Annotated in this window: 24 protein-coding genes and 1 pseudogene; 8 read left to right on the forward strand and 17 right to left on the reverse strand. The window is 71.8% G+C overall.

Annotated elements, in window-relative coordinates:
* Nucleotides 1–156 precede the first annotated feature (156 nt).
* Both HNR02_RS30980 and HNR02_RS30985 read left to right on the forward strand, forming a co-directional pair.
* Nucleotides 157–786: a TetR/AcrR family transcriptional regulator gene (locus tag HNR02_RS30980; protein WP_179777175.1), complete on the forward strand. Its 630-nt coding sequence runs from the start codon at nucleotides 157–159 to the stop codon at nucleotides 784–786.
* Nucleotides 783–1,175: a hypothetical protein gene (locus HNR02_RS30985; protein ID WP_179777176.1), complete on the forward strand. Its 393-nt coding sequence runs from the start codon at nucleotides 783–785 to the stop codon at nucleotides 1,173–1,175. Before HNR02_RS30980 ends, HNR02_RS30985 begins: the two co-directional genes overlap by 4 nt.
* On the opposite strand, the gene HNR02_RS30990 is transcribed toward HNR02_RS30985, so the two are convergent.
* Entirely contained in the window at nucleotides 1,135–1,560 is a 426-nt protein-coding gene (locus HNR02_RS30990) for an ACT domain-containing protein (protein WP_179777177.1), read from the reverse strand. The genes HNR02_RS30985 and HNR02_RS30990 overlap by 41 nt on opposite strands.
* Nucleotides 1,557–2,309 carry an FAD-dependent thymidylate synthase gene (gene thyX / locus HNR02_RS30995; protein WP_179777178.1) on the reverse strand — a complete coding sequence of 251 codons (753 nt, stop codon included), beginning with the start codon at nucleotides 2,307–2,309 and terminating at the stop codon, nucleotides 1,557–1,559. The genes HNR02_RS30990 and thyX overlap by 4 nt, the downstream gene beginning before the upstream one ends.
* A 125-nt stretch (nucleotides 2,310–2,434) precedes the next feature.
* On the opposite strand from thyX, the gene HNR02_RS31000 reads away from it, so the two are divergent.
* Nucleotides 2,435–2,947: a toxin-antitoxin system HicB family antitoxin gene (locus HNR02_RS31000; protein ID WP_179777179.1), complete on the forward strand. Its 513-nt coding sequence runs from the start codon at nucleotides 2,435–2,437 to the stop codon at nucleotides 2,945–2,947.
* Nucleotides 2,948–2,949: 2 nt separating this feature from the next.
* On the forward strand, nucleotides 2,950–3,846 hold the full coding sequence (locus HNR02_RS31005) for a DUF4097 family beta strand repeat-containing protein (RefSeq protein WP_179777180.1): 897 nt from the start codon (nucleotides 2,950–2,952) through the stop codon (nucleotides 3,844–3,846).
* A gap of 109 nt (nucleotides 3,847–3,955) precedes the next feature.
* On the opposite strand, the gene HNR02_RS31010 is transcribed toward HNR02_RS31005, so the two are convergent.
* A complete protein-coding gene (locus tag HNR02_RS31010; RefSeq protein ID WP_179777181.1) occupies nucleotides 3,956–5,161 on the reverse strand; it encodes a winged helix-turn-helix domain-containing protein in 1,206 nt (401 codons plus the stop codon).
* Nucleotides 5,162–5,212: 51 nt separating this feature from the next.
* Between HNR02_RS31010 and HNR02_RS31015 the strand changes: the two genes are divergently transcribed.
* Nucleotides 5,213–5,773 carry a GNAT family N-acetyltransferase gene (locus HNR02_RS31015; protein ID WP_179777182.1) on the forward strand — a complete coding sequence of 187 codons (561 nt, stop codon included), beginning with the start codon at nucleotides 5,213–5,215 and terminating at the stop codon, nucleotides 5,771–5,773.
* A 193-nt stretch (nucleotides 5,774–5,966) separates the two neighbouring features.
* On the opposite strand, the gene HNR02_RS31020 is transcribed toward HNR02_RS31015, so the two are convergent.
* Both HNR02_RS31020 and HNR02_RS31025 read right to left on the reverse strand, forming a co-directional pair.
* Nucleotides 5,967–7,265, reverse strand: coding sequence for a glycosyltransferase family 87 protein (locus tag HNR02_RS31020; RefSeq protein ID WP_218914330.1), 1,299 nt, complete (start codon nucleotides 7,263–7,265; stop codon nucleotides 5,967–5,969).
* A 126-nt stretch (nucleotides 7,266–7,391) separates the two neighbouring features.
* On the reverse strand, nucleotides 7,392–7,877 hold the full coding sequence (locus tag HNR02_RS31025; protein WP_312861230.1) for a GtrA family protein: 486 nt from the start codon (nucleotides 7,875–7,877) through the stop codon (nucleotides 7,392–7,394).
* Between the two features lie 187 nt (nucleotides 7,878–8,064).
* Between HNR02_RS31025 and HNR02_RS31030 the strand changes: the two genes are divergently transcribed.
* Complete coding sequence (locus HNR02_RS31030; protein ID WP_179777184.1) at nucleotides 8,065–8,586, forward strand: YqaA family protein; 522 nt, start codon at nucleotides 8,065–8,067, stop codon at nucleotides 8,584–8,586.
* A gap of 486 nt (nucleotides 8,587–9,072) precedes the next feature.
* On the opposite strand, the gene HNR02_RS31035 is transcribed toward HNR02_RS31030, so the two are convergent.
* The 10 genes from HNR02_RS31035 to HNR02_RS31080 form a co-directional block, all read right to left on the reverse strand.
* Complete coding sequence (locus HNR02_RS31035) at nucleotides 9,073–9,528, reverse strand: hypothetical protein (RefSeq protein WP_179777185.1); 456 nt, start codon at nucleotides 9,526–9,528, stop codon at nucleotides 9,073–9,075.
* On the reverse strand, nucleotides 9,525–10,292 hold the full coding sequence (gene dapB, locus HNR02_RS31040; RefSeq protein WP_179777186.1) for a 4-hydroxy-tetrahydrodipicolinate reductase: 768 nt from the start codon (nucleotides 10,290–10,292) through the stop codon (nucleotides 9,525–9,527). The genes HNR02_RS31035 and dapB overlap by 4 nt, the downstream gene beginning before the upstream one ends.
* A complete protein-coding gene (locus HNR02_RS31045) occupies nucleotides 10,289–11,653 on the reverse strand; it encodes a M16 family metallopeptidase (protein WP_179777187.1) in 1,365 nt (454 codons plus the stop codon). The genes dapB and HNR02_RS31045 overlap by 4 nt, the downstream gene beginning before the upstream one ends.
* 76 nt (nucleotides 11,654–11,729) lie before the next feature.
* Nucleotides 11,730–13,964 carry a polyribonucleotide nucleotidyltransferase gene (locus tag HNR02_RS31050; RefSeq protein WP_179777188.1) on the reverse strand — a complete coding sequence of 745 codons (2,235 nt, stop codon included), beginning with the start codon at nucleotides 13,962–13,964 and terminating at the stop codon, nucleotides 11,730–11,732.
* Nucleotides 13,965–14,183: 219 nt separating this feature from the next.
* A complete protein-coding gene (gene rpsO, locus HNR02_RS31055; RefSeq protein ID WP_167097395.1) occupies nucleotides 14,184–14,453 on the reverse strand; it encodes a 30S ribosomal protein S15 in 270 nt (89 codons plus the stop codon).
* 123 nt (nucleotides 14,454–14,576) lie between these two features.
* Nucleotides 14,577–15,080 (reverse strand): RNA 2',3'-cyclic phosphodiesterase, encoded by a 504-nt coding sequence (gene thpR / locus HNR02_RS31060; protein WP_179777189.1) that lies wholly within the window; start codon nucleotides 15,078–15,080, stop codon nucleotides 14,577–14,579.
* Between the two features lie 3 nt (nucleotides 15,081–15,083).
* Nucleotides 15,084–15,563: a helix-turn-helix domain-containing protein gene (locus HNR02_RS31065; RefSeq protein ID WP_179777190.1), complete on the reverse strand. Its 480-nt coding sequence runs from the start codon at nucleotides 15,561–15,563 to the stop codon at nucleotides 15,084–15,086.
* Between the two features lie 116 nt (nucleotides 15,564–15,679).
* Nucleotides 15,680–16,651 carry a bifunctional riboflavin kinase/FAD synthetase gene (locus tag HNR02_RS31070; RefSeq protein WP_179777191.1) on the reverse strand — a complete coding sequence of 324 codons (972 nt, stop codon included), beginning with the start codon at nucleotides 16,649–16,651 and terminating at the stop codon, nucleotides 15,680–15,682.
* A gap of 103 nt (nucleotides 16,652–16,754) precedes the next feature.
* Nucleotides 16,755–17,666: a tRNA pseudouridine(55) synthase TruB gene (gene truB, locus HNR02_RS31075; protein ID WP_179777192.1), complete on the reverse strand. Its 912-nt coding sequence runs from the start codon at nucleotides 17,664–17,666 to the stop codon at nucleotides 16,755–16,757.
* 24 nt (nucleotides 17,667–17,690) lie between these two features.
* A complete protein-coding gene (locus tag HNR02_RS31080) occupies nucleotides 17,691–19,001 on the reverse strand; it encodes an MFS transporter (RefSeq protein ID WP_179777950.1) in 1,311 nt (436 codons plus the stop codon).
* Nucleotides 19,002–19,225: 224 nt separating this feature from the next.
* On the opposite strand from HNR02_RS31080, the gene HNR02_RS31085 reads away from it, so the two are divergent.
* Nucleotides 19,226–19,840 (forward strand): dihydrofolate reductase family protein, encoded by a 615-nt coding sequence (locus HNR02_RS31085; RefSeq protein WP_179777193.1) that lies wholly within the window; start codon nucleotides 19,226–19,228, stop codon nucleotides 19,838–19,840.
* 203 nt (nucleotides 19,841–20,043) lie between these two features.
* Nucleotides 20,044–20,631, forward strand: a pseudogene (locus tag HNR02_RS31090) (DUF6596 domain-containing protein); the annotation flags it as partial.
* Between the two features lie 159 nt (nucleotides 20,632–20,790).
* On the opposite strand, the gene HNR02_RS31095 reads toward HNR02_RS31090, so the two are convergent.
* Both HNR02_RS31095 and HNR02_RS31100 read right to left on the reverse strand, forming a co-directional pair.
* Nucleotides 20,791–22,113 carry an MATE family efflux transporter gene (locus HNR02_RS31095; RefSeq protein ID WP_179777194.1) on the reverse strand — a complete coding sequence of 441 codons (1,323 nt, stop codon included), beginning with the start codon at nucleotides 22,111–22,113 and terminating at the stop codon, nucleotides 20,791–20,793.
* A gap of 31 nt (nucleotides 22,114–22,144) precedes the next feature.
* Entirely contained in the window at nucleotides 22,145–23,146 is a 1,002-nt protein-coding gene (locus tag HNR02_RS31100; RefSeq protein WP_179777195.1) for a DHH family phosphoesterase, read from the reverse strand.
* Nucleotides 23,147–23,165 lie beyond the last annotated feature (19 nt).

Consider the following 23,165-nt stretch of genomic DNA (forward strand, 5'->3'; position numbering starts at 1 on the left):
TCCAACCGGGAACCGAAGCCTGAGTTTAGGCACACCGAACTTCGGTGTACAGATCAGCGAAAGTGGCGTGCGACGCACGTTCACCCCGCGCAGGCGTACCCCACGGGCATGGTTTTAGGCGGTCGCGGACTCGACCAAGAGTGCTAGAGTTAGACCATGCGGTCGAAAAGTACTGGAGAAGCAGGCGAGACGTTCCTCAACCGGGCACGGCGCCGCCAGTTCGTCACCTGCGCGACCGAGGCGCTGGGCGAACTGGGCTACACGGCGACGACCGTCGCGGAGGTCGCCCGGCGTGCCGGGGTGTCCAAGAGCGTGGTGCTCTACCACTTCTCCTCCCGCGCCGAGCTGATGGAGGCCGTGGTCGACCAGCTCTACGGCGACGCGGTGGAGCCGATCCACGCCGCGGTCGGCGCGGCGGAGACGGCACGGGAGCGGGTGCTGGCCTACGTCCGGGCGTGCGTCCTGTTCGTGTGGGCCCACCAGCGCGAGGCCAGGGCCGTGCTGGAGGTGGCCCGCAACCTGCGCAAGGAGGACGGATCGCCGCGGTACACGGCGCGCGAGGGCGCAGCGCTGGTCGGGTTCGCCCGGGGGCTCCTGGAAGAAGGGCAGCGCTCCGGCGAGCTCGGCGACTTCGACGCCTGGACGCTCGCGGTCCTGCTGCGCGCCACGATCGACAACCTGTCCGAACAGTTCATGGCCGACCCGGCGCTGGACGGCCCGCGGGTGGCCGACTCGTTCGCCCACCTGGTCGGCAAGATGATCACGCCACGGGAGGGCGAGTCATGACCACGGTTCCGGCATCCCTGCACCACGCCCGGCTGCTCGTCGGCGGTTACCTCGCGCTGAGTGCCGCCACGCTCGCGGCCGTCGTCGCGATGAGCGCCGGGCACGTCGAGGTACCGGACGCGGTGTGGGTGCGCACGGTGATCGTCGTGGTCACGGGCGCCCTGATGTTCTCCTTCGCCACCCGCACCCTGCGCGGATCCCGGAAGGCCTACGTGCGCTGGCGCGTCGCGTCGGCGGTGATGGTCGTGGCGATCGCGGTGATCGTCGCGATCCCCGGCGCCTTTCCGGTCTGGCTGCGGGCCGAACAGGCGGCGTGCGGACTGCTGCTGATCGCGGTGGTCGCGCTGATCAGCAGCCGGGCGGCGCGGAAGGCGTTCCCGCGGGACTGACCTGTTCCGCGACCTCGTGCCCCGCGGCTCGCAGGGCACCGATCGCGCGCGCCAGCTCGCCGTCCTTCACCAGCACGTGGTCAGTGTCGAAAGTGGACAGCGAGAACAACGCGACCCCGGCCGAGGCCAGTTCACCGGCGAGTGCGGCGATGATCCCGGTCAACGTGAACGCCAGCGGTCCGCGCACGGTCAGCAGGCGCCAGCCGGATTCGACCCGGGCACCGGCCGGGACCTTGTCCGCGGGGCAGATCACCGAGATTTCGGCCGCGGTCCTGGTGACCGAGACCAGACCGCCCGGGGCGTCGATCTCGGGCGCCGGAGCGCCCGGATCCAGCCGGGCGACGGCGTACTCCCCCGGCTGGAGGTCGATGGCGAGCCGCTTCACCCTTCGAGGACCTTCGGGCTGGAGGCGACCTCGGTGCCGTCCGGCAGGGTCGAGATGGTGAAGTCGGCGAAGACGTTCGGCGCGGCCTTCTGCAGCTGCCGCAGGCATTCCACGGCCAGCTCGCGGATCTCCACGTCGGCGTGCTCGGTGGCGCGCATGGCGACGAAGTGCCGCCAGGCGCGGTAGTTGCCGGTGACCACGATGCGGGTCTCGGTGGCGTTGGGCAGCACCGCGCGCGCCGCCTGGCGCGCCTGCTTGCGGCGCAGCGTGGCGCTGGGCGCGTCGGCGAACTTGTCCTCCAGCCCGGCCAGCAGCTCGGCGTAGGCGTCCACACTGGCCTGCGTGGCCTTGAGGAACTTCTCGTGCAGCTCCGGGTCGTTCGCGATGACGTCCGGCTCGACGACGGCGGCGTCGCGCTCGGGCACGTACCGCTGGGACAGCTGCGAGTAGGAGAAGTGGCGGTGACGGATCAGCTCGTGCGTCAGCGAACGGGAGATGCCGGTGACGTAGAAGCTCACCGAACCGTGCTCCAGCACCGACAGGTGACCGACCTCGATGATGTGGTCGATGTAGCCGGCGTTGGTGGCCGTCTTCGGGTTCGGCTTCTTCCAGGACTGGTAACAGGCGCGGCCCGCGAACTCGGCGAGCGCCTCGCCCCCGTCGGCGTCGGTCGACCACGGCACGTCAGCCGGCGGGAAGAACTCTGTCTTGGCGATCAGCTGCACCTTCGGCGACACGGTCTCGGCCACGCTCGCCCTCCTTCCCCTCACTGCCTCCCCGGCAGCGTAACCGGAGGATCGGACAGTCCGGCCGCGACACCGCGTGGTGTCATCGACTCCTTGACCGATGTCAAAAGTGGTGTCATTGTGGTGTCATGGACTTGACGCCGTACATCACCGGTCTCCGCGAAGACCTCACCGCGACAGCTTCGGCCGGGGACGAACAGATCCGCCGCGCGGCGGCCGTGCTGTCCGGCGCGCTCGAACCCGCGGTGCGGCTGGCGCTGATGAACGCGCTCGCCGACCTGGCGGCCGAAGCCACCGCGCAGCTGCCCGACCACGTCGTCGAGGTGCGGCTGGACGGCCGCGACGTGCGCGTGGTGGTCACCGGCGGCACCGCCGAACGGGAGCGGGAACCGAAGGCCGCGCCACCGCCACCGCCGCCACCACCGATGGTCGACGGCGGGGACATCTCCCGGATGACGCTGCGCCTGGTGGAGAAGCTCAAGGAGCAGGCCGAGCACGCCGCCTCGACGCAGGGCGTTTCGCTCAACACGTTCATCTCGCAGGCCGTGCACGGCGCGCTGCACGGCTCGGAATCGCTGCGCGCCGCGAAGCCGACCGGCTCGCGGTCCGAATCGCACCTGCACGGCTGGGTGAAGGGATAGTCATGACCGATCCGGAACTCGTGCGCACACAGACGTTCTCCCTGGCCGGGCCACTGGAGCTGGACATCGCGGTGACGCTGGGCAGGGTCGAGGTGAAGCTCGACGACGGCACCGCCGAGGCGACGGTCGAGGTCCGGCACGACCCGGACGCGCAGCAGCCGTGGGCGCAGGGCGTGTCGAACCTGCTGAGCTGGGTCAGCGAGCGGTTCGGCGACCAGCTGGGCACCGATCTCACCGGCACCCCGGCCGACGCGGTACAGCAGACGCGGATGGAACAGACCGGCAACCGGCTGACCGTGCACGCGCCCAAGGCGCTGCCCCTGCGCAACATCCCGCTGGCCGTCACGGTGACCGCGCCGGCCGGCACCACCCTTGAGGTGCGGGCCGGTTCGGCGGACGTCACGGTGAGCGGGACCGCCGGGCGGGCGGACCTGTCCACCGGCACGGGCGAGATCAGGCTGGACCGGACCGAGGGCGCGGCCACCGTGCGGACCGGCTCGGGGTCGATCCGCCTCGGGCCGACGCTGTCCGGACTGCACCTGCGCACCGGCAGCGGCGACGTCGAGGTGGCGTCGCTGTCAGGTTCGGCGACGCTGGCCACCGGCACCGGTGACGTGTGGCTGGGCACCGTCGCGGGTTCCGTGCTGGCGCGCAGCGGCAGCGGCGACGTGTCGGTGGCCGAGGCGGCGAGCGGCAACCTGGAGCTGGTCACCGGCTCCGGCGACCTCCGGGTGGGGATCCGTCCCGGGGTCGCCGCGGAGGTCGACCTGACGGCGAGCGCGGGCAAGGTGTCCAGCGAACTGGACCTGTCACTGGAGGCTCCCGGCGGCGAGGTGCCGCTGAACCTGCGGGCCCGCACCGGATCCGGCACCGCGGTGGTGACACGCGCGGCGCAGTAGGGGCACCCGAGGGGATCACGGAGTGCCACGGGGCGGCCACGGCCGCCCGGGAGTGGCGGGTGGGTGTGACATGGGGGCAGGTCACACCCACCCCGTTTTCGTCGTGCCGTCACGCCGTGCGCAGCGCGGGCGCCAGATCACCCCGCTCCCCCACCACGAAGCCGTCCAGACCCAGCCACCACGCCATCAACCGCAACTCGCCCGCCAGCTCCGCGGCCACCCGGGCCACATCGGCGTCCGGCTCGGCGAAAGCACCCTGCACCCGCAGCACCCCGGCCTCCCGGTCGGACTTCAGGTCGACGCGCGCGACCAGCTCGCCGTCCAGCAGGAACGGGAACACGTAGTACCCGTGCACGCGCTGCGGCTCGGGCACGTAGATCTCGATGCGGTAGCGGAACCCGAACAACCGCTCGGTGCGGGCCCGCTCCCAGATCAGCGGGTCGAACGGGCACAGCAGCGCCCGTCCGGCGACCTTGCGCGGCATGCGGGCGCCCACCAGCCGGTAGGCCGGACCGCGCCAGCCGCGCACCTCGATCTGCTCCAGCACCCCTTCTTCGACCAGCTCGGCCACCGCCCGGCGGCTCGTCTCCGGGCCAAGCCGGTAGTAGTCCCGCAGGTCCGGTTCCGTGGCCACGCCCAGCGCCGTCGCCGCGCGGGAGATCAGCTCACGCGCGCCCTGCTCCGGCGACACCCGCCGCGCGAGGATGTCGGCGGGCACCACACGCTCGGTCAGGTCGTAGAGCCGTTCGAACGAGCGCCGGGTGCCGGTGGTCAGCTGCCCGAGCCCGAACAGCAGCTCGCAGATCTTCTTGACCTCGGAACGTTCCCACCAAGACCCCGGCCGGCGTTGCGACTCGCCCTCCAGCTCGCGCTCGATGCCGCCCGCGCCGATCGGCCCGAGCTCCTTCACCACCGCCAGCACGTCCTCCACCAGTGACGGGGTGCGGTCGGCGAGGCGCTGGTAGTGGCGCCACCATCCGGGCCGTTTCGCGCCGGACTGCAGCAGCGGCCAGTCCTCGACCGGGATCAGGCTCGCCTCGTGGGCCCAGGTCTCGACCAGCATTCGCGGTTTCCGGCTGCTGTGGCTCCACGCGGCCTCGTCGATCAGCGCCGGATCATAGGCGCCCAGGCGCGCGAACACCGGCGCGTAGTGCGCCCGGACCGCCACGTTCACCGAATCCAGCTGCAGCAGCTGGACCCGGGACAGGACCCGCTTGAGGTGCCGCCGGGTGGGTGCGGTGCCCGGGCGCGGGTCGGCGAACCCCTGCGCCGCGAGCGCGGCCCGCCGGGCGGCCGCCGCAGTCATCGTCTCCATCGTGGGTCATCGTGCCATCACCCACCGACAGAAACGGTAGGTTCTGCGGCCATGAGCACCGTGTCCGTTCGCGAAGCCACCGATGCCGATGCCGCGGAGATCGCCCGGATCCAGCGGGTCACCTGGCGGACGGCATATCAGGGCGTCCTGACCGAGCGGACGCTGGCCGAGCTGGACTCGGCCGACACCGAGACGCGCTGGGCGGAGGCGATCGAGCACCCCGGCTCGCGGGTGCACGTCGCCGTGGAAGGCGGGTTCACCGTCGGGTTCTGCGTGGCCGGGCCGGCGCCCCGGGACGACGTCGCCGGCGCCGACGGATCCCTGCCGGAGGACGCCGACCGCACCGGCCTGATCGGGGCACTACTGGTCGAGCCGCGCTGGGCTCGTCGCGGACACGGGGCCCGGCTGCTGGCCGCGGCCGCCGCGGGGCTGCGTGAGCTGGGCGCGGACCGGGGCGTCACGTGGGCCACCGAATCCGACGCGGCGACGCTGAGCTTCTTCCGCCGGGCCGGATGGCACCCCGACGGCACCGTCCGCACCCTCGACACCGGCGAACGCCGCCTCCGCGAACTCCGCCTCACCGGCGCACTGGACATCCACCTGGTCAGCTGACCCGCGCCGAGCCCCCTGGTGCCACCCGCGTCGGCCCCTCCCAGTCGCCGTGTCCCCCGCTCCCGTCCGCGAGTCCCCCGCTCCCGTCCGCGAGTCCCCCGTTCCCGTCCGCGAGTCCCACGCTCCCGACGGCGCGGCGGTCACTCGGACGGTGCGGTTTCGCCCGGACAGCCGCCGCTCGCTGCCGGTGGGGTCAGGCCTCGTCGCCGGCGCGGGCCGGGGTGCGGACCCCGTTCGGGGGTTCCACCGCCGCCATCGCGGGGCGGGTCAGTTCGCTCGCCAGCTCGAAGTCCAGGTCGTCAGCCGGGGCGGGCGTGCCGCGGCCGAGGAACCACCGCACCGCCATCACCACGAGGAACGCGATGGCCACGATCTGGTAGCTGCTGCCCGCCACCTGCTGGGCGAAGCTCCAGTTCTGCCACTCCAGCGGCACCCAGTAGTGCGGCGCCAGCCACAGGATCACCACCGCGCCCCAGCCGGACACGATGAGCCACTTGTTGTTGTTCCGCACACCCTGCACCAGCACCAGCGCGGCCGTGGGCAGGGCGAGGATCCAGTGGTGCGACCACGAGATCGGCGAAATCAACAGAACACCCGCCCCGGTGACACCGAGCGCCATCGCCAGGTCGTTGTCCCGCAGCGCGCGCGCCGTGCCGAGGAACGTCATCGCGATCACCGCGATCACGCCGAGACCGCCGACGACCGTGAGCGTGGTGCCGGTCAGGTGGAGCTTCTCGAACGTGGCGGTGATCGACTCGTTCGCGTGGATCGGGCCGATGTTCATGCCGGTGGCGTGGAAGACGCGGTCGGTCCAGTAGGTCCACGAATCGCCCGGCATGAGGACGAACGCGATCGCGGTCATCACCAGGAAGCTGAGGAAGCTGGTCACCACCGCGCGGAAGTCCTTGCGCAGCAGGAAGATCAACACGAAACCGGCCGGGGTCAGCTTGACCGCGGCGGCGATGCCGATCAGCGCGCCCCGCGGCCAGCGCGGGTTGGGCCACAGCACGTCCACCGCGACGAGCATCATCAGCAGGACGTTGATCTGGCCCCAGAAGATCGTGTTCGCCACCGGGTGCGCGGTGGTCATCACGAACACGCCCGCGACGACCATCCACGGTTTGGCCAGCAGCCCGCTCAGCTCCGGCGAGGACTTGCGGTAGGCCAGCACGATCGGGAACAGCGCCAGGCAGGTCGCGGCGGTCAGCAGCGGGAACCCGATCGGCGGCGGGATGATCGCCAGCGGCGTGAACAGCACCGCGGAGAACGGCGGGTAGGTGTAGGGCAGCGCGCCACCGATGGCCGAGACGGGCAGCTCCGAGTAGATCGAGTGGCCCTTGAGGAAGGTGTCCGCGCCGAGCCGGTAGATGTCGACGTCCGTCGGCCACTTCCGGAGCCCGTGCGCGTAGTACGCGAGGGCCACGAACAGGCCGAGGGCGAGCAGCAGCTCGAGACCCAGGCGGAGCCGCTCGGCGGCACTCCCGTGCCTCATCGTCGCGATGACAGCTTTCACTACTCGTTCTCCCAGTCCCGGCCAGGGGCGATCTCACGGAACAGACGCGGCACCGCCTATCTTCGTTGCTCGCGTGATGGATGTTACGAGCGGGTCCCGTTTCCGCTACGCCCGGCCGCGCTCGGCGAACACGATCCAGCGAAGCACGCTGTAGAGGAACACCGCTTCGCACGCCCCGGCGAGGATCCGGGCCAGGTGGTACTCCAGGCCCAGCGCGGCCAGGCCGGCGCCGGCGCCCAGGATGAAGGCCAGGTAGTTGACCGCCACCGCGATCGCGTACAGCACCGCCTGCCGCCCGACGGGGGCGTGCGAACGGAAGTTGAAGGTGCGGTTGAGCACGAAGCTCAGCGCGAAGGCGCAGATGTAGGCCACCGTGATCGCGGCGGGCAGCGGCATGCCCGCCACGCCGTGCCCGAGGGTCAGCAGGACCAGGTCGACGCCGAAGGTGAACCCGTTGATCAGCGCGAACCCCACGAAGTTGGGCGGGACCAGCGTGTTCAGCCCGAACGGCAGGTAACGCACGACCGTGGCGCAGAACGACGCGAACCGCTCGGCGGGTGAACGCCGCGTCACCCGGATGTCCTGTTGCACGGCGCCACGGTGGCAGAGCCGGGTGACGGGAAGGTGAGCGGGTGGTGGCGAAACCGTCCTGAGACCCCACGGAGATCACACTTCAGGCTGATATGGTCGTCGTACCCCCCACTCGTGTGACCGGGATCGCTCCCGGAACGCCCGGTCCCCGCCCCGCACGCCCCGAAGCCCCCGTGAGGAGGCGCGGTTGTTCGCCTGGTTCTGGGTGACGCTCGGCGTCGCCTTCGGGTCCGCGATCCTGCCCGTCATCAGCGTCGAGGTGTTCGTGCTGGGGCTCGTGGCCAGTGAACCGGGGCTGCACTGGTTGCTGATCGGCGCGGCCGTCTCGATCGGCCAGATCGCCGGGAAGTTCCTGTACTACCTGGCCGCGCGCGGGTCGATCGGGCTGCCGAAGTTCCTGCACGACCGGCTGCACCGCCCGCGCCCGCCCAGCAGGCTGCGCGACCGGTGGCACCGGCGGACCAAATGGCTGCGCGGCAAGGTCGAGGCCCTGCGCGAGCGCTGCCATCGGCATCCGCACTGGATGACGGGCACCTACGGGGTCAGCTCACTGGTCGGGCTCCCCCCGTTCATGGCGACGACGGTGCTGGCCGGCCTGGCCGACATGCGGATGTCGACATTCCTCACGGCGGGCCTGACCGGGCGCTTCATCCGGTACAGCGTGCTCGCGGCCTGCCCAGCGATGTTCGCGGGCTGGTTCCACCACTGAGCCGCGCGGCCGGTTCCACTGGGCCCGGCTTTCTTGTACCGTGTTCAGGCTGGTGACGGTGCGAGTGCGGACAGGGGGAACCGTCGTTGATGGCACATTGCCGGGCGTGGTGTTTGCGCGTGAGCGTGAACAAGAACAGCCGGTTCCCCCAACACAGAACCCCCGATGGAAGCCGGTGTTCCAGGGCCGAGGCGGTCCTCTGGCATGCCGGGGGACGCGAGGTTCCCTCTGCCTCCGGGACACATCTTCCGTGAAGCAGCGTCTGCGCGCGCTCGCTCACGAGGAGACGGCCACCTCCCGCGAACGAGCGCCGACCGGCCTTCCTCGGCGTGCAAGAACCTCATCGCATCGCTGGAGCGCAGCCTGCGCACCGACTACGTCGACATCCTGTGGATGCGGGTTCCGCACCGCGGACCGGGTCTCCGCGCTGGATGTGCACCTGCCGACCGGGGTGGCAGCGCACCAATGTGGCATGGGGGAAGCGCTTCAGCCGCGCGCGGACTCGGAGGCTTCCAGGTCGAGGGCCCTGCGCATCGTGGCGCGGGCCCGGCGCCGGTCGCCCGCGATGTCGTAGGCGTGGGCCAGCCGGTACCAGTACCGCCAGTCCCCGGGGTGCTCCTCCAGCTCCGCGCGGCGCTCGTCGAACCACGCGTCGGCCGCCGCGCGGTCCACCCGGCCGGATGGCCTGCGCGGCAGGTCCTCGATGTCCGGCAGCCCGCCTTCGGCGTCGAGCCGTCGCGCCAGGTGCTGGATCCGCGTGCCGGACCGCCAGGTCGCGACGACCATCCACACACCCAGCAGCGGCAGCACCAGCACCCCGGCGCCCAGCGCCACTCCGGCGCCGGTTCCGGTCGCGATCAGCTCGACACCGCGCGCGCCCAGCAGCACCAGGTAGACCACCAGCGCGGCGGTCAGCACCAGCGCGGCGTTGCGGGCCTTCACAGGTCGAGGACGTTCTCGAGACCGACCGTCAGCCCCGGCCGGTTCAGCACCTCGCGCACGCCCAGCAGCACGCCGGGCATGAACGACGTGCGGTCCATCGAGTCGTGGCGGATGGTGAGCGTCTCGCCCTCCTGCCCGAACAGGATCTCCTCGTGCGCGACCAGCCCGGGCAGCCGCACCGAGTGCACGTGGACGTCGTCGACGGTGGCACCGCGGGCACCGTCGAGCTCGCTCGTGGTGGCGTCCGCGCCCGGCTTGAGCCCGGCCTCGCGGCGAGCCTGCGAAATCAGGCGCGCGGTGTGCGCGGCCGTGCCGGACGGGGCGTCGGCCTTGCGGTTGTGGTGCAGCTCGATGACCTCGACCGATTCGTAGAACCGGGCCGCCTGCTGCGCGAACCGCATCGCCAGCACCGCGCCGAGCGCGAAGTTCGGTGCGATCAGCACCCCGGCCTCGGGCTTCGCGGACAGCCACGAGCGCACGGATTCCAGCCGCTCCTCGGTGAACCCGGTGGTGCCGACCACGGCGTGCACCCCGTTGGCGACGGTCCACTCCAGGTTCCCCATCACGGCGTCGGGATGGGTGAAGTCGACGACCACCTCGGCGCCGGCCTCGGTCAGCTTCGCCAGGTCGTCCCCGGCGTCCAGCGCCGCCACCACCGTCGTGTCGGGCGCGTCCCCGGCGGCCTTGACCACCTGCGCACCCATCCGCCCCTGTGCGCCCAGCACGCCGACCCGGATGGGGTTGTCCTCGCCGCGGGGGTTCATTTCGCGATCACCTCGTGCAGATCTTCCGGCAGGTCCTGCTCGTGAGCGTACGGCCCGACGACCGTCGCGGCGGTGACCCCTCCCGGCGCCGCGAACAGGGTGCGCGCCAGCTCACACACCTCGTCGGCGGTCACCGCGGCGATACGCTCCACGGTGTCGTCAACCGAGCGGTGCACGCCGTAGTTGAGCTCCTGCTTGCCGATGCGCGACATCCGCGACGCGGTGTCCTCCAGCCCCAGCACCAGCCCGCCGCGCAGCTGTCCCTTGGCGCGCGCGACCTCGGCGTCGGTGAAACCGTCCTTGCCGACCTGGCCCAGCACGTCACGCAGCACCGACGACACCTCGCCGAGGCGCTCCGGCTGGCACCCGGCATAGACGGAGAAGTGCCCGGTGTCGGCGTAGGTCGCCACCGACGAGTACACCTGGTAAGCCAGCCCGCGCTGCTCCCGGACCTCCTGAAACAGCCGCGAGCTCATGCCGCCGCCGAGCGCGGCGTTGAGCACCGACAGGGCGTAGCGCCGCTCGTCGTGCCGTGACAGGGCCTTCATGCCGAGCATCACGTGCGCCTGCTCGGTGTCGTCGGTGTGCAGGACCAGCCGCCGCTCGCCGGAAACCCGCGCCCTGCCCGCCCGCGGCGCGAGCGGAGTGTCCGAACCGGACAGACGCTCGCCGAGAGCCTTGCGCGCCAGCCGAAGCACCTGTGCGTGCGAGACGTTGCCCGCCACGGCGAGCACCATCTTCGGCAGCGTGTAGCGGCGCCGGTAGAACCCGCGCAGCCCGGTCGCCGACATGCCGGTGATCGACTCGTGGGTGCCCAGCACCGGCCGGGCCAGCGGGTGCGAGCCCAGTACCGTGGTGACGAACGTGTCGTGCAGCAGGTCCTCGGGATCGTCGTCGCGCATGGCGATCTCCTCGAGCACCACACTGCGCTCGGTGTCCACATCGGACTCCGCGCACAGCGCCTCGAACACCACGTCGGTCACCAGGTCCACCGCCAGCGGCAGGTCCTCGTCGAGCACCTGCGCGTAGTAGCAGGTGTGCTCCTTCGCGGTGAACGCGTTCAGCTCACCGCCGACCGCGTCGATCTCCTCCGCGATCCGCACCGCCGACCGGCGGGTGGTGCCCTTGAACAGCAGGTGTTCCAGGTAGTGCGCCGCGCCCGCCACCTTCGGCGGCTCGTCCCGCGAGCCGACCCCGACCCACAGGCCCACCGTCGCCGACCGCACGCCCGGCACGTGCTCGGTGACCACCCGCAGCCCGCCCGGCAGCACCGTGCGCTTGACGGTCTGGCCGTTCGCCCCGGTCTCGAGCGTCCGCGTGGTGCCCACGGCCTGCTCGTGCCCGGCAATCTGTCGCGCCATCGAATCCCAACACTCGTGTGAACGAGAAAACGGCCCGTCCCGCCCGGGACGGGCCGTTTCCCGGCTACCGCTTGTCCTACTTGGCCTCGGCGCCCTCGGCGGGCTTCTCCTCGGCCTTCTGCTCGTCCTCCTCGTTGACGAGGACCAGGCTGATCTTGCCGCGGTTGTCGATGTCGGCGATCTCGACGCGGAGCTTGTCGCCCACGTTGACCACGTCCTCGACCTTGCCGATGCGCTTGCCGTTGCCCAGCTTCGAGATGTGGATCAGGCCGTCCTTGCCCGGCAGCAGCGAGACGAACGCGCCGAACGCGGCCGTCTTCACCACGGTGCCCAGGAAGCGCTCGCCCACCTTCGGCAGCTGCGGGTTCGCGATCGCGTTGATCTTGCCGATCGCGGCCTCGGCGGACGGGCCGTCGGCCGCGCCCACGTAGATCGTGCCGTCGTCCTCGATGGAGATGTCGGCGCCGGTCTCCTCGGTGATCGAGTTGATCATCTTGCCCTTCGGCCCGATGACCTCGCCGATCTTGTCGACCGGGATCTTCACGCTGGTGACGCGCGGCGAGTACGGGCTCATCTCGTCCGGCGCGTCGATCGCCTCGGCCAGCACCTCGAGGATGGTCAGCCGGGCGTCCTTGGCCTGGTTCAGCGCACCGGCCAGCACGTCGGAGGGGATGCCGTCGAGCTTGGTGTCCAGCTGCAGCGCGGTGATGAAGTCCTTGGTGCCGGCGACCTTGAAGTCCATGTCACCGAAGGCGTCCTCGGCGCCGAGGATGTCGGTCAGCGCCACGTACCGCGTCTCGCCGTCGACCTCGTCGGAGACCAGACCCATCGCGATGCCCGCGACCGGCGCCTTGAGCGGCACACCGGCGTTGAGCAGCGACATCGTGGAGGCACACACCGAGCCCATCGAGGTGGACCCGTTCGAGCCCAGCGCCTCCGACACCTGGCGGATGGCGTAGGGGAACTCGTCCCGCTTGGGCAGCACCGGCACCAGCGCGCGCTCGGCGAGCATGCCGTGCCCGATCTCGCGCCGCTTGGGCGAGCCCACGCGGCCGGTCTCGCCGGTGGAGAACGGCGGGAAGTTGTAGTGGTGCAGGTACCGCTTCGTCGTCTCCGGGGACAGCGAGTCGATCGTCTGCTCCATGCGCAGCATGTTCAGCGTGGTGACACCCAGGATCTGGGTCTCGCCGCGCTCGAACAGGGCCGAACCGTGCGCCCGCGGGATGATCGCGACCTCGGCCCCGAGCGAGCGGATGTCGGTGAGGCCACGGCCGTCGATGCGGACCTTGTCCCGCAGGATCCGCTGGCGGATCAGCTTCTTGGTGAGCGCGCGGAACGCGGCACCGATCTCCTTGTCGCGGCCCTCGAACGCTTCGCCCTCGCCGAGGCCGACCTTGGCCAGCACGGCGGCCTTGACCTCGTCGGTGGCGTTGTCGCGGTCCTGCTTGCCGCCGATGGTCAGCGCCCTGGCCAGGTCGTCGCTCGCGATCGCGGTGACCGCGTCGAGCGCGTCCTGCTGGTAGGCGGGGAACAGCGGGAAGTCGCCGGTCGGCTTGGCGGCGGCCTCGGCCAGGCGCTGCTGCGCCTCGCACAGCACGCGGATGAACGGCTTGGCGGCGGCGAGGCCCTCGGCCACGGCCTGCTCGGTCGGCGCCGCGGCGCCACCGCCGACCAGGTCGAGCGTGTGCTCGGTGCCCTCGGCCTCGACCATCATGATGGCGACGTCGTCGCCGACGACGCGGCCCGCGACGACCATGTTGAAGGTCGCCTGCTCCAGCTGCGGCCAGGTCGGGAACGCGACCCACTGGCCCTCGATCAGGGCGACGCGCACCCCGCCGATCGGGCCGGAGAAGGGCAGGCCGCCGATCTGGGTGGAGGCCGACGCGGCGTTGATCGCCAGCACGTCGTACGGGTCGTCCGGGTGCAGGCTCTGCACCGTGATGACGACCTGAATCTCGTTGCGCAGGCCGTCGGCGAACGACGGGCGCAGCGGCCGGTCGATCAGGCGGCAGGTCAGGATCGCGTCGGTGGAGGGACGCCCCTCGCGGCGGAAGAACGCGCCCGGGATCCGGCCCGCGGCGTACATCCGTTCCTCGACGTCCACCGTCAGCGGGAAGAAGTCGAAGTGCTCCTTCGGCTGCTTCGAGGCGGTGGTCGCCGACAGCAGCATGGTCTCTTCGTCCAGGTAGGCGACGACGGACCCGGCGGCCTGCCGGGCGAGCCTGCCCGTTTCGAAGCGGATCGTGCGAGTGCCGAACCGGCCGTTGTCGATGACGGCCTCGGCCTCGTGCACGGCGCTTGCTTCGGTCATGTGTAGTTGACTCCTCGTTCGTCCGGGCAGCGGTGCGCTCCGCCCGTGCGGAGCGGCGCCAGAGGAACGAGCCGGTCTTCGATCGAAGCCCACGGGACCTCCCGTGAGCCACTACCGAGGACCGGCGTCCTTGTCCTCGTGCGCCTGCCCTTTCCTCTTTGTTTCTCTTCCTGATGGACCGAGGGGGAGCGACCGTGGTCACTCCCCCTGTCGATCATGTCATCGGCGCAGGCCGAGTCGCTGGATCAGCGACCGGTAGCGTTCGATGTCCACCTTCATCACGTAGTTGAGCAGCCGGCGGCGACGGCCGACCAGCAGCAACAGGCCGCGACGGGAGTGGTGGTCGTGCTTGTGGGTCTTGAGGTGCTCGGTCAGACCGATGATCCGCTTGGTGAGCAGCGCGACCTGGGCCTCGGGGGACCCGGTGTCGGACTCGTGCAGACCGTACTCGGTCAGGATCGACTTCTTCTCGTCGGTGGACAGCGCCACTGAGTTGTCTCCTCGTTGTTGTGATGTGCCGTGTGGCCCGGACGCCGCGAGGCGAGCGGGTAGTCGGTCACGGCCGCCACGGACTGCAGCCGGACCCGGTGGTTCAGGGTATCAGGGAGGGTTTCACCTGGCCTGCTGGGACAGCGGGAACCGCTCGACCACGGTGTACCGCACGCCCTCGCCGCCCTGGTGCGAACGCATCAGCACCGCCTCCGCGGCCGTCCACATCTCGCTGCGGTAGCCGGACAGCTCCCGCGGCAGGTCCGGCGGCACGTCGTCACGGGTGCGCGCCAGCGTCAGGTGCGGCAGATAGGGCCTGCCCTCGTCACCCGCCCCGGCGGCCAGGCCGAGTTCGGTGATCCCCTCGCCGTACACCCCCAGGTAGAGGACCCTGGTAAAGGATCCCGCTCCTTCCAACCAGATGCGGGGCGCCCGCATTCCCGCCAGCCGCGGCCGCAGCCACTCCGCGCGCCCGGCGGCGTCGTCCTCGCCGTAGAAGGCCAGCGTGACGTGCCAGCTCTGCGGCGCACTCCACCGGATCCCGTCGGCGCGGGGCAGCGCGGCGACCCGCGTCATCAGCGGTTCGACGATCGACGACGGCGGCAGCAGTGCCGAGAACACGGACACGGGTCAGCCCTGTTGTCCGGCCCGGCGCAGCAGGTCGGCCAGTGCCGGGAAGTCGTCGTCGAGGCGTTTCGCGGCCTCGACCAGGTCCTCGTCCTCGGCCGTGTCACGCAGCGCGGACAGCGCCGCGCGCTCCTCGGACAGCGCGTTGACCGGGAAGGTGTCGCGGCCGACGGTGGGACGCGCGTCCCGCACGTCCTCCAGCGCCGCCATCAGCGCGTCCCTGCGCCCGGCCGCGACCTCGGGCACCAGGCACTTCCGCTCGAGCATGATCATGCGGGCGAGCACGACCGGATTGCCGATCTTGGCGCGGCGGCCGCTCATCACCTGGCTCAGCATCGGCGCGCTGATCCCCAGCACCTCGGCCAGGAATGCCTGCGAGACGTCGAACGCGACCACGAGCCGGCGCACCCGGTCACCCAGCGGTTCCCCGTACCACTCCCTCTGAAGGGCGATGTTGCGCTGGACGATCTTGTGGTCATCCACCTGCGTGCTCCCCGTTCTCCCCTGGACGCCTCCGGTCACCGCCGACCCCATCTTGCCAGGCGGGATCGGACGGCCGGGGCGGAATCACTCGACGATTCGCGATCGCACCGGTGCGCTCAGTGGCCGAGGCCGAGGATCGTCCGGGTGCGGCGCACGTCGTCGGCGATCTGGTCGACCAGGTCGTCCACCGAGCTGAACCGGACCATGTCACGCAGCCTGCCGACGAAGTCCAGCGCCACGTGCTGACCGTAGAAGTCCTCCTCGACATCGAGCACGAACGCCTCGACGGTGCGCTCGCGACCGGAGAACGTCGGGTTCGTGCCGACCGAGACCGCGGCGGGCAGGAGCCGCCCTGGCTGGTTGTCGCGCCCGAACCAGCAGGCGTAGACCCCGTCGGCGGGCACCGCGGCGAAGCGCGGCGTGGACAGGTTGGCGGTCGGGTAGCCCAGGTCGTGCCCACGGCCGTCACCACGCACGACGATGCCCTCCAAGCGGTGCGGGCGGCCCAGCGCGTCGGCCGCCGCGACCACTTCACCGGCGTCGATGCACGACCGCACGTAGGTCGAGGAGAACGTGATCTCGCCGGAATCCGCGGTCTCGCCGTCCGCCGTGGTGCCGCCCTGCAGCTCGGCGCCGTAGGTGGCGAACCCGAACCGGCGGCCCAGTTCCTTGAGCAGCGGCACGTCCCCGGCGGCCCGGTGGCCGAAGGTGAAGTTCTCCCCCACCACCACCGCGGCGGCGTGCAGCCGGTCGACCAGCACCTCGTGCACGAACTCGTGCGCGGCCAGCCGGGACAGCTCCGCGGTGAAGGGCAGCACGCAGAACACGTCGATGCCCAGCTGCTCGACCAGCTCGGCCTTGCGGCGCAGCGTGGTCAGCTGCGCCGGGTGGCTGCCCGGGCGGATGACCTCCGACGGGTGCGGGTCGAACGTCAGCATCACGCTGGGCAGGTTGCGGTTCTTGGCCACCTCGACCGTGCGGGCGATCAGTGCCTGATGCCCGCGGTGCACCCCGTCGAACACGCCGATCGTGACCACGCACCGTCCCCAGCCACCGGGGAGATCACCCAAGCCTCGCCACCTCTGCACGCACAAAGCCTACTGCCGCGCGAAGCGCGTCCGTTGAGGGTGGTGGTGGGCGAGGGGCCGGCCTGCCGCGCGAAGCGCGTCCGTCGAGGGCGGTGGTGGGCCGTCAGGCCGGAGCGAGCACGACGACCGAGCGGGCCACGCCGCCCGCGTCGACCGCGAGCGCCAGCGCGCGGCCGTCCGGGCCGAAGATCCCGTAGGTGCCCTCGATGCCGGAGGCCCGCACCTGCTGTCCATATTGGACGGCCCGGGCCGCGCGCTCGTCCACGTCGTGGCGCGGGAACGCGGCGGCCACGGCGTCGTCCAGGTCGTAGGACAGCTCCGGCTTCTCCTCCAGCTGCTCCAGCGTGCGTGCCGCGGCGATGCCGAACGGCCCGACCGTGGTGCGGCGCAACGCCGAGAGGTGCCCGCCGGTGCCCAGCGCGGCGCCCAGGTCGCGGGCCAGCGCGCGGACGTAGGTGCCCGAGGAGCACTCGACGACCGCGTCCAGCTCGATCCGGTCCGCGACGCGACGGGTGGCGAGCAGGTCGAACCGGTACACGGTCACCGGCCGCGGTTTGAGCGCGACCTCCTCGCCCGCGCGCACGCGGGCGTAGGCGCGCTTGCCGGCGATCTTGACCGCGCTGACCGAGCTGGGCACCTGCTCGATCTCGCCGGTGAGCGCGGCGATTCCCGCGCCGATGGCCTCGTCGGTCACGGCGGCGAGGATCTCCGGGTCCGCGGTCGAGGTGTGCTCGCCCTCGGCGTCGTCGGTGGTGGTCGAGACGCCGAGGGCCAGCGTCGCCAGGTAGGTCTTGCGGTCCAGCGCCAGGTGCCCCAGCAGCTTGGTCGCCCGCTCGATGCCGAGCACGAGCACGCCGGTGGCCATCGGGTCGAGCGTGCCGGCGTGGCCGACCTTGCGGGTGCCCATGATCCGGCGCACCCGCGCCACCACGTCGTGGGAGGTCATGCCCGGTGGTTTGTCCACCACGAGCAGGCCGGGCGGGGGTGCGGGGCGTCGGGTCTTCGGCTGGGACACGGCGGTAAACCTTACGGGGCGCCGTTACGCGGCCACGGGCACCTTCCGTGCCGGGGCGTCCCACACGTGACGGCGTACCTGGACCGGCACCTGTTCGCCCCGCTCCTGCGCGGCGAACAACTCGACGCGGGCCCGGCGCCACCACACGAGCATGCGGACCACGCCGAACGCCAGCACCACCACGACCGCCAGCAGCGCGATGCGGAACTGCCCGCCGGTCAGCTGCAGCAGCACCCCGACCACCAGCGCGGTCAGCGTGGTGGCGACGAACCCGCCGACGTTGACCACGCCGGTCGCGGTGCCCACGCGGGAGAGCGGGTTGTAGTCGCGCGCCAGCGCGAACCCGATCATCGACGCGGGCCCGCCCAGCGACAGGAACGCGAACGCGGGCACGAGCACGCCGACCGGGATCTGGCCCGGCCAGCTCAGCAGGGTGGCCCAGACCAGCGTGGCACCGGCCAGGTAGCCGAGCACCAGCGGCATCCGCGTGCCGGGCCTGGCGGCGATCAAGCTGCCGACCAGCGGCCCGCCGATCATCGAGCCGAACACGAACACGGTCAGCAGGGCGCTGGCGGTCGCGGCCGGGCGGCCCTGGCCCTGCACCAGGAACGGCACGCCCCACAGCAGGGTGAGCACGTTCGGGGCGAACATCGTCGCGAAGTGCACCCAGAACCCCAGCCGCGTGCCCGGAACCCGCCACGCGGTGCGGACCTGCGCGGCCAGGGTCCGGACGTCGACCGGGCCCGCCTTCGGGGTCGCGCCGGACGGGGTGTCGCGGACGCGGCCCGCGACGACGGCGGCGTAGACCGCGGTGAGCAGGCCGGCGGCGAGGAAGGTCGGCGTCCAGCCCGGCCCGGCGAGCAGCAGCGTGAGCGGGACGGTCGCGGCGAGGTTGCCGAGGAAGCCGATCGCCGTGGTGAAGCTCGTGACCACGGCGTACTGGCGGCCCGGGAAGTGCGCGGCGATCAGGCGCAGCACGCTGACGAAGGTCAGCGCGTCGCCGAAGCCGAGTACGCCCCGCGCGATCAGGCCCAGCGCGTAGGTGTCGGCGACCGCGACGAGGACCTGCCCCAGCCCGAGGAAGACCAGTGCGGCGGAGAGGATCCTGCGCGGCCCGAACCGGTCGACGAGGACGCCGGTGGGGATCTGCATCGCGGCATAGACGCCGACCTGCAGGACGGTGAAGGTGGAGAGCGCGGCGGCGCCGACCCCGAACCGGTCGGCGGCTTCCATCCCGGCGACCCCGAACGAGGTGCGGTGGAAGACGGAAAGGAGGTAGACGAGGGCGGCGGTGAACCAGATGAGCCACGACTGGCGGCTGGCCTTGCCGGTCACGGGTGCCTGCTGCGGCGGCACGAAGGATTCCTCCTGCACGAGATGGGTGACAACGACACGGGGACGCCCGCGTCGCCGCCCCGCAAGATGTATCGCCTATACAAGCCCGATACTTACCCGTTACCGGAGTGTTTTCAGCCACAGGTGTCCGATCGGGGCGCGGGGGTCCGGAGCAGGGGTGAGGCCGCCCCACCCGTCGCGCCCGGGGCGAAGGAGCCACGACCATGAAGCTGACGACCGTCACCAACATTTCGCTCGACGGGGTGATGCAGGGGCTCGGCGGGCCGGACGAGGACCGCCGGGGCGGGTTCGACCGCGGCGGCTGGGCCCTGCCGCTGTTCGACGGCGAGGCCGCGGCCTACCTCGACGCGGTCTACCAGCGCGCCGACGGGTTCCTGTTCGGACGGCGGACGTATGAGATCTTCGCCGGCTACTGGCGCCTGATCACCGACCCCGCCAACCCGATCGCGGCGGCGCTGAACGCGCGGCCGAAGTACGTCGCGTCGGCAACGCTCACCGGCCCGGTCTGGGCGGGCACCACGGTCGTGTCCGGCGACCTGGCCACCGCCGTCGGCGAGCTGAAGGCCGAGCGCGAGGGCGAACTGCAGGTACACGGCAGCGGTGACCTGATCCGCGCCCTGCTCGCCGCCGGGCTGGTCGACGAGATCATCCTGCTCACCTACCCCGTGGTCCTCGGCCAGGGCACTCGGCTGTTCCCCGCCACCGGCCCGGACTTCGCGCTCGAACTCGCCGAATCGCGGGCGACGCCGGAAGGACTGACCATCCAGGTCTACCGGACGGCGGGCAAACCGCGGTACGAATCCCCGGTGCCCGGCTGAACAGGCGGACTCCCCCTGCAGTACCTGGTTTCGGTGGTCGACGCCACCGCGGGCCTGCCACACCGGACGAGCCGGCCGCCATCGCCGCGTTCGACGACCGACTCAAGGACGAGGGGCACTGGGTGTTCGCGGGTGGCCTCAGCTCGCCCGAGACCGCCACCGTCGTCGACAACCGGAGTGCGGAACCGATCATCACCGACGGGCCTTTCGACGGCGTGCCGCCCGGCCCCGGTGCCTGGCCGCCACCCGCGAGGCGATCGACCGGATCCGGCGCGAGAACAACCGTGACGACAAGCGGAAGGAGGCCCGGCTGATGCACGACGCCCCGCCAGGGCCTCCGGGCGCCATCGGCGACGATCGGCTCCGGCTGATCTTCACCTGCTGCCGCCCGGCGCTGGTTGTGGACAGCCGCGTCGCGCTGACGCTGCGCATGGTCGGCGGGCTGCCCCTGCCCGAGATCGCCCGCGCGTTCCTGGCGCGGGAGGACGCCATGGGGCGGCGCATCACCCACGCGAAGGCCAAGATCAAGGCGGCGCGCATCCCGTACCGGGTGCCCGCGGCGGAGGGTCTGCCGTTCATCGAGGCCCGTCGCACCGCCCGGGTTTCGGCCAGCGGTGAGCTGGTCGCGCTCGACGAGCAGGACCGCGGGGTCCGGGACGCCGCGTTGATCGGCGAGGGGCACCGGCTGGTACGCGAGCGTCTGGCGAGCGGGGTCGCGCCGAGGCGCCAGCAGATCCTCGCGGCGCTCGACGCCGTACACCTCGGCCCGCGACTTCCGCGACACCGGCTGGCCGCCGACGTGAACTGACCGGAGGGCCGAGCTCACCACCATCCAGCGATCCGAACGCCAGCCCACCCGTCCCACGCGACGCACGGCCTACGACCGGGCGATCCAGCTCGCGGGCAACACCTCCGAAACGGCCCCCTCGCCAGGCACGACAACCTGGACCTCACCGGAGGGCACCGAGCACCGTCCAGCGATCCGAGCGCCAGCGCGCCACCACGGCCGCCAGGCGCAGCACCATGAACAGCGACAGGCCCGTCCAGATACCGGCGAGCCCCCATCCGAGGCCGAGCGAGGCCCAGATCAGCGGCAGGAACCCGATCGCGGCGCAGGCCAGCGTCGCGGTGCGCAGGAACGCCGCGTCACCCGCGCCGAGCAGCACGCCGTCCAGCGCGAACACCACCCCGGCGACCGGTTGCAGCGCCACGAAGAACCACCACGCGTGCGGCACCTCGCCGAGCACGCCGGGATCGGAGGTGAACGCGTGCGGCAGCACCTGCGACACCGCCGCGAACACCACTCCCAGCACACAGCCCATGACCAGCCCGTACTTCGTGATCTGGCCCGCCACCCCACGCGCCTGCCGCGCCGAGCCCGCCCCCAGCGCGGCCCCGACCAGTGACTGCGCCGCGATCGCGACGGAGTCCAGCACCAGCGACAGGAACGTCCACAGCTGCAGCACGATCTGGTGCGCCCCGACCGCCGCGGTCGACGTTCGGGCCGCCACCGCCGCGGCCGACACGAAGCACGCCTGGAACGCGAGGCTGCGCAGCACCAGGTCACGGCCCAGGCCCAGCTGCGCCCGCATCACCTTCGGGTGCGGCCGCAGCGGCACCCGCTCGGCCACCAGTGCCCGCAGGAACAGCACGGCACTGATCACCTGCGCCACCACGTTCGCGATGGCCGAACCCTCCAGGCCCCAGTCCGCGGCGTAGACCAGCACCGGGCACAGCACGGCCGAGATCCCGTTGCCCGCCAGCACATAGCGCAGCGGCCGGACCGCGTCCTGCACGCCGCGCATCCAGCCGTTGCCCGCCATCGTGATCAGGATCAGCGGCGCCCCGAACAACGCGATCCGCAGCCACGACACCGCTTCGCCCGCGATCTCGTCACTGCCGGACAGCACCCGCGCGACCGGCCCGGCCAGCAGCTGCCCCGCCACCAGCACGACCAGCCCGACGAAGATGGCCAGCCAGGTGGCCTGCACGCCCTCGCTGACCGCCTCCGCGCGGCGGCCCGCGCCGTGCAGCCGGGCCGTGCGCGAGGTGGTGCCGTAGGACAGGAACGTCAGCTGTGTCGAAACCTGGGACAGCACGACGCCGCCGAGCGCGAGCCCGGCCAGCGGCAGCGCCCCGAGATGGCCCACGACGGCCGTGTCGACCAGCACGTACAGCGGTTCGGCCGCCAGCACGCCCAGCGCCGGGACGGCCAGCCCCAGGACACGCCGGGCCGGCACCTTCTCACCTGCGGACTCCACGGTTTCGGACACCCCAGCAGGGTAACGAGGGGGTCCGACAAGATCAGCCGAGCAGGGGCGCCTCGTCGAGGGCGCGCCGCACCATGTCCAGTCCCTCTTCGGCCGTGCCGTGGATCGTGCAGCCCGCCGCCAGCCGGTGCCCGCCGCCGCCCAGGCCGCGCGCCGCCCGCGAGACGTCGATCTTGCCGATCGCCCGGAACGACACCGACCACTCCCCCGGCGCCTGTTCCTTGAGCACCACCGCGACCTCGGCCTCGCGCGTCGAGCGGATGACGTCGACGACGCTCTCGATCTCCTCCAGCCGCACGGTCGCCGCGACGTCGGCGGTCACCACGGCGTGCACGAGCCCGAAACCCTGCGCCGCCTCCGGTTCCAGCCGCGCGGTGGCCAGCACGGCGGACAGCATCGGCAACCACGCGAACGGGTGGTCGTCGACGATCTCCCGCGCGAGCCGGTCCGGATCGACCCCGGCCTCCAGCAGCCTGGCGGCCGCGTGGTGCGTCGAGGGCCGCGCCCGGCGGAACCCACCGGTGTCGGTGACCAGACCGGCGTAGAGGCAGCGCGCGATCGGCTCGTCCAGCGCCACGCCCATCTCGTCGAGCAGGGCCAGCACGAGCACCGCGGTGGCCTCGGCGGTGTCGTCGACCAGGTGCACCGAGCCGTAGCGCAGGTTCGACGCGTGGTGGTCGACGACGAGCACCTCACCACCGGCCGCGCGGGTCGCCTCGACCCGGTCGGCGAGCTTGCCCAGCCGTGCCGGGCTCGGCGTGTCCAGGCAGACCAGCAGCCCGGCCGAGGGCGGCACCTCGTCGGCGGTCACGAACAGGCCGTCGACGTCGAGTCCGCGCAGGCTTTCCGGCACCTCCGCGGGCTCACCGAAGGACACGCGCACGGTCGCCCCGCGCAGGTGGAGCGCGCGCCCGAGGGCCAGTGCGCTGCCGAGCGCGTCGGCGTCCGGGCGGACGTGGGCCAGCAAGGTGACGTCGTTCGCTTCGCGCAGCAGGCCGGTGGCGTGCGCGAAGTCGAGCGGGGCGGAGGTGCTCATGCGGGCAAGCTACGCTGCT

The organism is Amycolatopsis endophytica (assembly GCF_013410405.1).
In the GTDB taxonomy this organism is placed as follows: Bacteria; Actinomycetota; Actinomycetes; order Mycobacteriales; family Pseudonocardiaceae; genus Amycolatopsis_E; species Amycolatopsis_E endophytica.